General features: G+C 73.7%; 10 protein-coding genes. 3 read left to right on the top strand and 7 right to left on the bottom strand.

Annotation, left to right across the window (positions count from 1 at the left end; all coding sequences use genetic code 11):
* Positions 1-2: 2 nt before the first annotated feature.
* Positions 3-1,313 (bottom strand): MFS transporter, encoded by a 1,311-nt coding sequence (locus ACWC94_RS09335; protein ID WP_450795867.1) that lies wholly within the window; start codon positions 1,311-1,313, stop codon positions 3-5.
* 171 nt (positions 1,314-1,484) lie between these two features.
* Between ACWC94_RS09335 and ACWC94_RS09330 the strand changes: the two genes are divergently transcribed.
* Positions 1,485-4,181, top strand: a complete 2,697-nt coding sequence (locus ACWC94_RS09330; protein ID WP_450795866.1) for an ATP-binding protein — start codon at positions 1,485-1,487, stop codon at positions 4,179-4,181.
* 169 nt (positions 4,182-4,350) lie between these two features.
* On the opposite strand, the gene pcaDC is transcribed toward ACWC94_RS09330, so the two are convergent.
* Genes pcaDC through ACWC94_RS09300 form a run of 6 tightly spaced genes read right to left on the bottom strand, consistent with a single transcriptional unit; the run spans position 4,351 to position 9,706 of the window.
* Positions 4,351-5,541, bottom strand: a complete 1,191-nt coding sequence (gene pcaDC / locus ACWC94_RS09325; RefSeq protein ID WP_450795865.1) for a bifunctional 3-oxoadipate enol-lactonase/4-carboxymuconolactone decarboxylase PcaDC — start codon at positions 5,539-5,541, stop codon at positions 4,351-4,353.
* A complete protein-coding gene (gene pcaB, locus ACWC94_RS09320; RefSeq protein WP_450795864.1) occupies positions 5,538-6,878 on the bottom strand; it encodes a 3-carboxy-cis,cis-muconate cycloisomerase in 1,341 nt (446 codons plus the stop codon). The genes pcaDC and pcaB overlap by 4 nt, the downstream gene beginning before the upstream one ends.
* The gene (gene pcaG / locus ACWC94_RS09315; RefSeq protein ID WP_450795863.1) at positions 6,875-7,483 is read right to left on the bottom strand and encodes a protocatechuate 3,4-dioxygenase subunit alpha; all 609 of its coding nucleotides are present in this window, start codon (positions 7,481-7,483) and stop codon (positions 6,875-6,877) included. Before pcaG ends, pcaB begins: the two co-directional genes overlap by 4 nt.
* A gap of 5 nt (positions 7,484-7,488) precedes the next feature.
* Positions 7,489-8,262 (bottom strand): protocatechuate 3,4-dioxygenase subunit beta, encoded by a 774-nt coding sequence (gene pcaH / locus ACWC94_RS09310; RefSeq protein WP_450795862.1) that lies wholly within the window; start codon positions 8,260-8,262, stop codon positions 7,489-7,491.
* A gap of 44 nt (positions 8,263-8,306) precedes the next feature.
* The gene (locus ACWC94_RS09305; RefSeq protein WP_450795861.1) at positions 8,307-8,951 is read right to left on the bottom strand and encodes a CoA transferase subunit B; all 645 of its coding nucleotides are present in this window, start codon (positions 8,949-8,951) and stop codon (positions 8,307-8,309) included.
* Positions 8,951-9,706: a CoA transferase subunit A gene (locus ACWC94_RS09300; protein WP_450795860.1), complete on the bottom strand. Its 756-nt coding sequence runs from the start codon at positions 9,704-9,706 to the stop codon at positions 8,951-8,953. Before ACWC94_RS09300 ends, ACWC94_RS09305 begins: the two co-directional genes overlap by 1 nt.
* A gap of 192 nt (positions 9,707-9,898) precedes the next feature.
* Here ACWC94_RS09300 and ACWC94_RS09295 point away from each other — a divergent pair, with 192 nt between their 5' ends.
* Entirely contained in the window at positions 9,899-10,363 is a 465-nt protein-coding gene (locus ACWC94_RS09295; protein ID WP_450795859.1) for a MarR family winged helix-turn-helix transcriptional regulator, read from the top strand.
* Between the two features lie 543 nt (positions 10,364-10,906).
* A complete protein-coding gene (locus tag ACWC94_RS09290; protein ID WP_450795858.1) occupies positions 10,907-12,097 on the top strand; it encodes a zinc-dependent alcohol dehydrogenase in 1,191 nt (396 codons plus the stop codon).
* Positions 12,098-12,110: the final 13 nt, after the last annotated feature.

Below are 12,110 nucleotides of genomic sequence, written 5' to 3'. Positions count from 1 at the left end.
GGTCAACCCGCCTTCTCCGAGGGATGTTCCCGCTTCTCCGAGGGGCGTGCGAGCAGGGCCAGGGCGCTGACCGCGCACGCCGTCGCCGCGTAGTACGCGGGCACGTCCGGGTTGCCGGTGCGGCGCACCGCCTCCGTGATGATCAGGCCGGCGCAGCCGGAGAACACCGCGTTCGCCAGGGCGTAGGCGAGGCCGAGGCCCGTCCAGCGCACCCCGGTCGGGAACGTCTCGGCCAGCAGCGCGGGGCCCGGACCGGCCATCAGCCCCACCATCGCGCCCGCGGCGACGAGCGCCCCTGCCTTCACGGGCCCCGAAACGGCCGGATCCTGAAGGAGGTGGAGCACAGGCAGCGCCGTCACCGTCACCAGCACGCTCCCCGCGAGCAGCACCGGGCGCCGCCCGACCCGGTCGCTGAGCAGTCCCGCCGGCAGGATCGCCGCCGCGAACCCGGCGTTGGCCACGGCCGCGGAGAGCAGTGCCCGGCGCACGTCCGCATGCAGCGAGACCTGCAGGTACGAGGGCAGCACCACCAGGAACGTGTAGCCGGCCGCCGCCCAGCCCGTCACCCGCGCCGCCGCGAGCAGCAGCGCCCCGAACCCGAGCCGCACCGTGCGCGCACCCTCCTGCTCCGCGTGCGCCAGGAACGACGGCGTCTCCGCCAGCCCCGCCCGCAGCCACAGCGCCACCCAACCGAGCGGCAACGCCAGCAGGAACGGCAGACGCCAACCCCAGGCCGTCACCTGGGGGCCGGAGAGCACGGCCACCGTCAGTGCCGCCACGCCCGCCCCGCAGAGCAGCCCCAGCGCCACCGTGAACGACTGCCACGCCCCGTACAGACCCCGCCGCCCCGGCGGCGCGAACTCCGTCAGCACCGTCACCGCGCCACCGAACTCCCCGCCCGCCGACAACCCCTGAACCACCCTCAGGAGCGTCAGCAGCCACGGCGCGAACGCGCCCGCGGTGGCGTACGTCGGCAGCACACCGATCAGCGTCGTCGTCCCCGACATCAGCGCGACCACCGCGATCAGCACCGGCCGCCGCCCCCACCGGTCACCCAGCCGGCCGAACAGCACCGCGCCGAGCGGCCGGAAGAAGAAGGCCAGCGCGAACGAGGCGTACGTCCGCACCAGCGCCTCGGCCGTGCCGCCGCCCGCCGGGGCGAAGAACCGCCCGGCCAGCACGGTGGCCAGAAAGCCGTAGACCCCGAACTCGTACCACTCGACGAGATTGCCCACCGACCCCGCCGCCACCGCGCGCACCGTCGGCCCGCGCGAGGGCGCGCGGGCGCCGGAAAGAGGTTTCGTGCCAGCCATGGTTGACGCTCCGTCCGCTGCTGACCGGCTGCTCGGGACGGGTGCGCGTCGCCAGACCGCACCCGTTTTCACCCACCGGGGCAACAGCTGCCCCGACCGGTCACCACACATCCCACCGGACGGCTAGGCTCGGGTCTGTACGTCATTCGGGCGACCTGGGGAGGTAACGGAATGACGGAGGGACGGCCGCCGTCGGCCGCCTCGGCTTCCCTGTGGGAGCGGGACGGGGAGATCGCCACCGTCGCGGAGGCACTCGACCAGCTGTGCGCCGACCAGTCGTCCGCGGGCAGCCTGCTGGTCGTCCGCGGCGAGGCGGGCCTCGGCAAGACCGCGCTGCTCGCCGAGACGCGCCGCATCGCCGAACGCCGCGGCTGCGCCGTGTGGTCCGCGCGGGGTGCGGAGACCCTGAAGTCCGTCCCGTTCAACGTGGTACGGCAGCTGCTCCAGCCCGCGCTGCTGTCCCTGCTGCCGGAGGAGGCCCGCGAGTACCTCGGCGACTGGTACGACATCGCCGGCCCCGCCCTCGGCATAGCCGACCCGCAGGAGGGCAGCGCCGACCCGCAGTACGTGTGCGACGGCCTCGTCGCGGCCGTACGCCGGCTCGCCCGCCGCGAGTGGCCCCTCGTCCTGCTCATCGACGACGCCCACTGGGCCGACCAGGAGACCCTGCGCTGGCTCGCCGCGTTCGCCGAACGCCTGGACGACCTCTGCGTCCTCGTCGTGGTCGCCCGCAGGCCCGGCGAGGTCAGCGGCGACAGCGCCCGCCACCTCGACGCGGTGGCCGCCGCCGCGGGCCGACCCGTCACCAACCTCAGCGCCCTCACCCCGCACGCCGCCGCCGGACTCACCCGCGCCACCCTCGGCCGGCACGCCGACGACGCGTTCTGCCGCGAGGTCTGGGCCGTCACCGCCGGCAACCCCTACGAGACCGTCGAACTCCTCGCCAAGGTGCAGGACAGCGAACTCCAGCCGGTCGAGGGCCGGGCCGGCGAACTGCGCGCCCTGAACCGGGCCGCGCGCGGCGGCGGACTGGTCGACCGGCTCAAGGGGCTCGGCCTGGAAGCCACCCAGTTCGCCTGGGCTGCCGCCATCCTCGGCACCGGCATCACCGTCGACATGGTCGCCCACCTCGCCACCATGGACGAGGCCGTCGCCCGGCACTGCGCCGACCTGCTCTGCGCCGCCCGCATCCTCACCGAACCCGAGCCCGCCGGAACGCCGGGCGCTGGCACCGAACGCGAGGACGGCGAGCTGGAGTTCGTCCACCCGCTCATCGCCACCGCCGTCTACAACTCCATCCCGTCCGGCGTGTGCACCGCCATGCACGGCGTCGCCGCCCAGATCATCACCGAGCTGGGGCGCGGCGCCGCACAGGCCGCCCGGCACCTGCTGAAGGTGCACCCCGACGGCGACGAGGAACTCGTCGAGCAACTGCGCGAGGCCGCCCGCGAACACCTCGCCGTCGGCGCCCCCGACGCGGCCCGCACCTGCCTCGAACGCGCCCTGCAGGAGCCGCCGCTCCCCGACGTCCACGCACACGTCCTGTACGAACTGGGCTGCGCCACCCTGCTCACCGCACCCGCCGTCACCATCGAACACCTCCAGCAGGCCCTGGGGATGCCCGGCCTCGACGGCGAGTGGCGCGTCGACGCCGTGGTCCGGCTCTCCCACGCACTGCTCCACAACGACCAGCTGGAGGAGGCCGTCCGCACGGTCGAGGCCGAGGCCGCACGGCACGAAACCGGACCGGTCAAGCTGCGGCTGCAGGCCGTGCAGTTCATGTGGGAGGGCATCCACGGCGAGACCGTCTCCCCGGCCCGCTCCCGCAGACTGGCCGACCTCGCGCACACCTGCACCGGCCGCGACAACGCCGAACGCGCCCTGCTCATCCTGCGCGGCTTCGACGCCATGACCCACGGCGAGAGCGCCGACGAGGTCCTCGAGCTGTGCGACCGCGCCCTCGTCAACGGCCGCCTCGCACCCGGTCTCGGCTGGACCGACCAGGAGTGGGGCATGGAGCTGCTGATGATGCTCGGCAGCGCGTACGCCTACGCCGACCGGCTCGACCGCGCCGAGAGCCTCTTCGCCGAGGCCCTGCGCGCCTACACCACCGCCGGCTGGCGCGGCGGCCACCTCTCCCTCGCCAACGCCTTCCTCGGGCTCGCCTACCGCAGGCAGGGCCGGCTGCGCGACGCCGAGTCCACCCTGCGCGAGGCCCTCGTCCTCGCCGAGCGCGTCGGCCGGCGTCTGCCGCTGTACTGGTCGGCGACCTGCGGACTCGTCGACACCCTGCTGGCCCGCGGCCGTGTCGAGGAGGCCTGGTCGATCGCCGAGCAGTACGGCTTCGCGCCGCCCTACCCGTCCACGATCGTGCTGCCCGACATCCGCTGTGTCCGCGGCCGGCTGCTGCTCGCCGTCGGCCGCCCCGAGGAGGGCATCCACGAACTGGAGGCCGCCGAGAAGACGGCCGCCTCGCGCGGCGGCCACAACCCCGTCCTCTCACCCTGGTCCATCGACCTCGCCAAGGCCCTCGCCGGCCAGGACCCGGCCCGTGCCGCCCAGCTCGTCTCCGACGCCCGCCGGCAGGCCGAGCGCTTCGGTACGGACACCGCCATCGGCGAGGCGCTGCGCTGCGCCGCCGCCCTGGAGACCGGCGGTCGCGCGGTCCAGCTCGCCGCCCAGGCCGTCACCTACCTGGAAGCCTCACCCTGCCAGTACGAACACGCGGCGGCCCGCGTCGAGTACGGCATCGCCGCCCGCTCCGTCGCGGAACTCAACCGCGGCCTGGACCTCGCCCGGGCGTGCGGGGCGGAGGGGCTGGTGGCCCAGGCGAGGGAGGTACTGGAGACGGGGCGGGGGCTGCGGTAGGCGGTCGACCGGCGACTGGTGACTGGTGACTGGCTACGGTCGACGGCTTACAGTCGACGGGCTACGGGCTACGGGCTACGGGCTACGGGCTACGGGCTACGGGAGACTGTATGCAACCGACTGTATGCAGTCGGCGGGATCCAGTGGACTGCGCGCCCGGTTCGCGGGATCACCCTCGGCCCCCGGCCCTCCCTGCCTCCCCATCACCCCCATCACCCCCATCACCCCCGTCACGCCCGTCACCCGGGTCCTCCTCGGCGAGGACCCGCTGGGCCGTCGTGAACGCCGAGTTGGCGGCCGGGACCCCGCAGTAGACGGCGGTCTGCAGCAGCACCGCGCCGATCTCCTGCGGCGTGAGCCCGTTGCGCCGCGCCGCCCGGACATGCATGGCCAGCTCGTCGTAGTGGCCGCGCGCGACCAGCGCGGTGAGCGTGATCATGCTGCGCTCGCGGCGGGACAGCGTCGGATCGGTCCAGATCTCGCCCCAGGCGTAGCGGGAGACGAAGTCCTGGAAGCGGGTGGTGAACGGGGTCTGCCGGGCCTGCGCCCCGTCCACGTGCGCATCGCCCAGCACCTCCCGGCGTACCGCCATCCCGCGAGCCGGCGGCCCGTCCAGCAAGGTGCGTAGCGCAGTCAGCACGGCCCGCGGGCACTCGGCGGGCGCCAGATGGGAGGCGCCGGGCAGCTCCACCAGCGTCGAGCCGGGCACGGCGTCGGCGATCTCCCGCAGATGCGCGGGCGGTGTCGCGGGATCCTGCCGGCCTGCCACCAGGAGCGCCGGTACGGTGATGTCGGCGAGCCGGTCGCGCAGGTCGAACGCGGCGAGCGCGTCGCAGCAGGCGGCGTACGCCTCCGGGTCGGCGTCCCGGTGGTCGCTCACGAGCCCCGGCACGGTGAACCCGGGGGTGAACCAGCGCGCGTCGGCGCTCTTCACCAGCCACTCCATGCCCTCGCGGCGCACCCGCCGCGCCCGCTCCCGCCAGGCCGTGCCGTCGCCGAAGCGTGCGGAGGAGCACAGCACCGCCAGGGAGGTCAGCCGGTCGGGGTGGTGCACCGCCAGGTGGAGGCCGACGGCGCCGCCGAGGGAGACGCCCGCGTAGGCGAACCGGTCGATGCCGAGCGTGTCGGCGAGAGCCAGCACCAGCGCGGCGAGGTCGCCGACGGTCGCGCCCGGCCCGATCAGGTCCGGTGCCGATCCGCCGTGACCGGGCAGGTCCCAGCGCACCACGCGGTGCGTGGCCGACAGTTCGGGCGCGACCGCGTCCCACAGGGCGTACGAGGTGCCGAGGGAGGGCCCGAGCAGCAGCGGGGGAGCGGAGGCCGGTCCTTCGGCCAGGTGGTGGAGGAGTTTCCCGGTCAACGTCGCTCCAGGGCGCGGTCGGTGAGGGGTCCGGCGAAGCCGGTGTAGCGGGCGGGGTCGCACAGGTCGTCCAGATCGATGTCCTTCAACTCGTCCCGGTCGCCGAGGAGTTCCCTCAGTGTGCGGTCCTCGGCGTGGGTGCGTCGGGCCAGTTCGGTCAGCAGCTCCTTGGCGCGCGCCCGGCCGAGGACGGGGGCGAGGGCGGCGGACAGCCGTTCGGAGACGATCAGGCCCCGGGTGGTGTCCAGGTTCCGGCGCATCGCGGCCGGGTGCACCCGCAGTCCCTCGGCCAGCCCCGCCGCGTGGCCGGCCGCGCCGCCCGCCAAGCGGAGCAGGTCGCGCAGCGGTTCCCACTCGGCGTGCCAGGCGCCGGCCGGCCGTTCGTCCTCGGCGACGAGGGAGCCGTACAGCGTGGCGGCGAGCTGGGGGGCGCGCCGGGCGGCGGCCACGAGGAGCGTGGAGCGTACGGGGTTCGCCTTGTGCGGCATGGCCGACGAGCCGCCGCCGCTGCCCTCGCTGACCTCAGCGATCTCGGTGCGCGACAGGGTCAGGACGTCGACGGCGAACTTGCCCAGCGCCCCCGCGGTGCAGGCCAGGCAGCTCGCCAGGTCGGCGATCGGCGTGCGCAGCGTGTGCCAGGGCAACTCCGGTGCGGCGAGACCGGTTTCCCGGGCGTACCTTCGGGTCAGGGCGGCCGCGTCCTCGGTGCCGTACGCCTGGAAGGCCGCCAAGGTGCCGGCGGCGCCGCCGAGTTGGGCGGGCAGGGAGTCCCGTACCCGGGTGACGCGGTCCGTCGCGTCCAGGACCAGCGAGCGCCAGCCGGCCGCCTTCAGGCCGAACGTGGTCGGTACGGCGTGCTGGGTGAGCGTCCGGCCCGGCATCACCGTGTCCCGGTGTTCGGCGGCGAGTGCGGCCAGGGCCCGCGCGGTGCGGCCGAGGTCGGCCAGGACCAGGTCGAGGGTGCGCACGGCGACCAGCATCGTCGCCGTGTCCAGGATGTCCTGGCTGGTGGCGCCCCGGTGGACGTAGGGGCCGTACTCCTCGCCGACCGCCGCGGTCAGGTCGGTGACCAGCGGGATGACCGGGTTGCCGCCGTCGGGGGTCCGTGCGGCCAGGCCGCGGACGCCGAACCGGTCCGGGACGGCCGCCTCGGTCACCGCCGCCGCGGCCTCGGCCGGGGCGAGCCCCAGCGCGGCCTGGGCCCGGGTCAGCGCGGCCTCGGCGTCGAGCAGCGCCCGCAGATACGCGTGGTCACTGGTCTCGGACGCGGCGCCCGACAGCCCCCACTGCGGGGAGAGCAGGCCGGTGTCGGTGTACGGAGGGGGCGCAGATGTCACTGGAACTCCAGGAAGACCGTCTCGCCTTCGCCCTGAAGGCGGATGTCGAAACGGTAGGTGCCCGGGGCCTCCTCGGCGGCGATCAGCGTGTCGCGCCGGTCGCCCAGCCGGGTGAGCAGCGGGTCGGCGGCGAGTGCGGTGTCGCCGCCCGGCAGGTAGATCCGGGTGAACAGGTGCTTGAGCAGGCCGCGTGCGAAGAGGCAGACGCTGAGGTACGGGGCGCTGCGCCCCCGCGGGCCGGGGCGCAGGGTACGGGCGTACCAGTGGCCGCCGGCGTCGGTCTGGCTGCGGCCCCAGCCGGTGAACTCCACGCCGTTGCGGCCCGGGTGACCGCCGGTGGCCGGATCCCGGCGGATGGAGCCGTCCACCCGCGGGACCGTGCCGTCGGGGCGTGGGCCCCACAGCTCGACGAGGGCGTCCGGCAGGGGGGTGCCCGCGCCGTCGAGGACGTGCCCGTGCACGGTGATGGTGTCCGGGTGGCCGAGCGGTGCGATCTCCTCGCCGCCGCGGAAGGGCAGGGCGTGGCCGTAGAAGGGGCCGATGGTGTGGGACGGGGTGGGCGGTAGCGGCTCCGGCTCTGGGCTGTTTGTGTCGGCATGCGTCATGGCGGTCAGCGTCCTTCTTCGATCCAGGTGGCGGCCGGGCCGTCCAGCACGATGTCCCAGCGGTAGCCGAGCGAGAACTCCGGTACGGACAGGCCGTGGTCGTAGGCCGCGACCAGCCGCTGCCGGGCCGCGTCGTCCGTCACCGACTGCAGGATCGGGTCGTACGGCAGGAGCGGGTCGTTCGGGAAGTACATCTGTGTCACCAACCGCTGGGTGAACGCCGTGCCGAACACCGAGAAGTGGATGTGGGCGGGGCGCCAGGCGTTGACGTGATTGCGCCACGGATACGGGCCCGGCTGGATGGTGGTGAAGTGGTAGCGGCCCTCGGTGTCGGTGAGGGTGCGGCCGGCGCCGGTGAAGTTCGGGTCGAGCGGGGCGTCGTGCTGCTCGCGCCGATGGGCGTAGCGGCCGGCCGAGTTGGCCTGCCAGATCTCGATCAGCTGGCCGCGCACCGGGCGCCCGGCCCGGTCCAGCAGCCGCCCGGAGACGGTGATCCGCTCGCCGACCGGCTCGCCCCGGTGGTGCCGGGTGAGGTCGTTGTCGACCCCGGTGATGTCGCGTTCCCCGAAGGCGGGGGAGTGCAGTTCCACCAGTTCGGGGTCGTGGGCGGTGTCGATGGCGACCGGGGGCTGCTCGGGGTGGCGGAGCACGGAGGAGCGGTAGGGCGCGTAGTCGCGGCGCGGATGGTGCTCCACGGGGGCGCCGGCGGCGACGCGCTTCTCGTACGCGGCGTGTTCGGTGGCGATCTCCTGGTCGATGTCCTGCTGGGTGAGAGCCATGGGGATACCTGATGCTTCCTTGTCGTACACCGTGTCGACCGTGTTCACAGCGGGTCCCGTGTGAGGGTCAGTTCCGCGTCGGTCCGGGCGACGACGTCGTCGACGGTCACACCGGGCGCGGTCTCCACCAGGGCCAGACCCCGTGCGGTGACGTCCAGTACGGCGAGATCCGTGATGACCCGGTTCACACAGGCCCTGCCCGTGAGCGGCAGCGTGCATTCCTTGAGGATCTTCGGCGAGCCGTCCTTCGCGGTGTGGGTCATCAGCGCGATCACCTGGCGGGCGCCGTGCACGAGGTCCATGGCGCCGCCGATCCCGGTCACCAGCTTGCCCGGTACGGCCCAGTTGGCCAGGTCGCCGCCTGCGGAGACCTGCATCGCGCCGAGCACGGCCACGTCGAGGTGCCCGCCCCGGATCATCGCGAAGGACAGCGCCGAGTCGAAGAAGGAGGCGCCCGGCAGGACCGTGACGGTCTCCTTGCCGGCGTTGATCAGATCCGGATCGACCTGGTCGTCGGCCGGGTACGGGCCCGTGCCCAGGATGCCGTTCTCCGACTCCAGGACGACCTCGACACCCTCGGGAAGATGGTTCGGGATCAGCGTCGGCAGGCCGATGCCGAGATTGACGTACTGCCCGTCGCGCAGCTCGCGCGCGGCACGGGCGGCCATCTGTTCCCGCGTCCACGCCATCAGCCGCTCACCGTCCGCCGCTCGATCCGCTTGTCCGCCGCCTGCTCCGGGGTCAGCGCCACGACCCGCTGCACGAAGACGCCGGGCAGGTGGACGGCGTCCGGGTCGATCTCGCCGGGCTCGAGCAGCTCCTCCACCTCGGCGATCGCGACCTTTCCGGCCATGGCGGCAAGGGGGTTGAAGTTCCGGGCGGACCTGTGGAACACGAGGTTGCCGTGCCGGTCGCCCTTCGCCGCCCTGACCAGCGCGAAGTCGGTTCGGATGGCGCGCTCCAGGAGGTACTCGACGCCGTCGAACTCCCGCACCTCCTTCGGCGGGGAGGCCAGCGCGACGCCACCGTCACCGTGGTGACGCCAGGGCAGTCCGCCCTCGGCGACCTGGGTGCCGACCCCGGCGGGGGTGTAGAAGGCGGGGATGCCGGCGCCGCCCGCGCGCAGCCGCTCCGCCAGCGTGCCCTGCGGGATCAGCTCGACCTCCAGCTCACCGGCCAGGTACTGGCGGGCGAACTCCTTGTTGGCGCCGATGTACGAGCCGGTCACCCGGGCGATCCGCCCCGCGGCCAGCAGCACCGCGAGCCCGGACTCCATCGCGCCGCAGTTGTTCGACACCACGCTCAGCGCGCCGGTCCCGCGCTCGTACAGAGCCTGGATCAGTACGTTCGGTACACCGCTCAGTCCGAACCCGCCGACCGCGAGGGACGCGCCGTCCGGTACATCGGCCACCGCCTCCAGGGCCGTGGCGACCACCTTGTCCATGCGTGAGCCCCGTCTCGTCCGCGATTAGTCAGGACACTGAGTACTTCAAGCGAGGTGTCTCTCACGCTGCCACCGGCGCCGACGGCCGTCAAGGCCCATAAGTCCGGCTGTCTCGGGTGGAAGACAGGCGAGCCTCACGCCCGGTATCGTCAGTGCACCAACGAACGGATCGTATCGATCAGGGGAGCGCACATGGCCGCGGTGGACCTCACCACCCACCCGGGGCACCTGGCCCGGCGGCTGCAGCAGGCGCACTACCTGCTGTGGAACACGATGGTCTCGGAGGAGATCACCTCACCGCAGTTCGCGGTCATGAACGCGCTGGTCGCCGAACCGGGCCTCGACCAGCGGACGGTGGGGGAGCGGGTGGGGCTGGACCGGTCGACCATCGCCGAGGTCATCAGCCGGCTCGGCCGCCGCGAGCTGCTGCACAAGGTGCGCGACCCCGGGGACGGCCGGCGCTTCCTGCTCCGCCTCACGGAGGAGGGCCTGCGCACCCACCGCAGGCTGACCGTGCGCACGGCCCGGATGAACCAGGTCTTCCTCGCGCCGCTGTCCGCCGAGGAGCGGACCGTGTTCCTCGATCTGCTGCGCCGTGTCGCGGACGCGACCGAGAACCTGCGCAACCCGGCGGAGCCGCTGTCCGCACGGGGCTGACCGGACCGATACGGCCGCGCAACGAAGCGGTCCGCGCCGCTCCGGAACCAACTGACCGCGCCCCGCGGTGGCAGCGGCTCGCGCGGCGCCGTGCGGGACCGGTTGCCCGGCCGGGACTGGGTTCCCCGGGGCGCGCGCGTTGTGCGGGTGGGGTGCCGGGCCCCGTGGTCCACCCGGCCGTGGTGGGAGCGGCCGGCGGTGGGCGAGGCGGCCGGCGTGGCGCCCGGTCCGGCCGCCGTCGGTGCCCCGTGTCGCGTGCGCGCCCCGTGGCTCATGCCCGTCGCGGCCACCGCGTTCGTGTTGCCCGGTCGTGTGCCCATCGGGCCATCTCCGGTCCTGCCCGATCGCATACGGTCATGTGCGTTCCGCAGGCCGTACGGGCCCGCGACACCCCCCGGCGGGCGGCGCGAGGGACGGGCGCCGGAGCCGGGCCGTGAGCAGGGTCCGGGGCCGGGTCGCGGGCGGGCCGGGTGAGGGGTTCGGCGCAGGTGGGCACGGGTACCCGGGCGCCACGCACGCAGGACACCGAGGGAGCGCGATCCCATGAAGGCAGTCACCTGGCAGGGCAGGCGGGACGTCCGGGTCGAGGACGTGCCCGACCCACGGATCGAGGAGCCCACGGACGCCGTCATCCGCGTCACATCCACCGGACTGTGCGGGTCCGACCTGCACCTGTACGAGGTGCTCACCCCGTTCATGACCCCGGGCGACATCCTCGGCCACGAACCCATGGGCATCGTCGAGGAGGTCGGCCCGGGAGTGCCGGACCTCGCGGCGGGTGACCGGGTCGTCGTGCCGTTCCAGATCGCCTGCGGCAACTGCTGGATGTGCCTGACCGGACTGCCCACGCAGTGCGAGACCACCCAGGTCACCGGCGAGGGCATGGGCGCCGCCCTGTTCGGCTACACCCGCCTGTACGGCGCCGTCCCCGGCGGCCAGGCCGAGTATCTGCGCGTCCCGCAGGCACAGTTCGGCCCGATCAAGGTGCCCGAGGGTCCACCGGACGACCGTTTCGTCTACCTCTCCGACGTCCTGCCCACCGCCTGGCAAGCCGTCGAGTACGCCGCCGTCCCGCCCGGCGGCACCCTCGCCGTCCTCGGCCTCGGCCCCATCGGCGACATGGCCTGCCGGATCGCGAAGGAGCGCGGCGCGGAGCGGGTGTTCGGCGTCGACCTCGTACCGGAACGGCTCGCGCGGGCGTCCCGGGACGGCGTGGAGACGTACGACCTCAGGGCCTTCGACGACGAGAAGGCACTGGTCCACGCCATCCGCGACGAGACCGGCGGCCGGGGCCCGGACGCCGTGATCGACGCCGTCGGCACCGAAGCACACGGCAGCGCAGCCGCCAGGCTCGCCCAGACCGCCACCGGACTCCTGCCCCGCAAGATCGGCGCCCCGCTCGCGGAACGCTTCGCCGTCGACCGGCTCAGCGCCCTGCACATGGCGGTCGACCTGGTCCGGCGCGGCGGCACCATCTCGCTCAGCGGCGTCTACGGCGGGATGGCCGACCCGATGCCGATGCTCACCCTGTTCGACAAGCAGATCCAGGTACGCATGGGCCAGGCCAACGTCCGTCGCTGGACCGACCTGATCATGCCGTATCTGACCGACGAGGACCCCCTCGGTGTCGAGGACTTCGCCACCCACCGGCTGCCGCTCACCGAGGCACCGCACGCCTACGAGATGTTCCAGCGCAAGCAGGACGGCGCCATCAAGATCCTCATGCAGCCCTGAGCGTCGTGGCCCT

The organism is Streptomyces sp. NPDC001135 (genome assembly GCF_053598395.1).
Note: the sequence above shows the minus strand (reverse complement) of the source record. Positions and strands in the feature narration are given on the sequence as shown.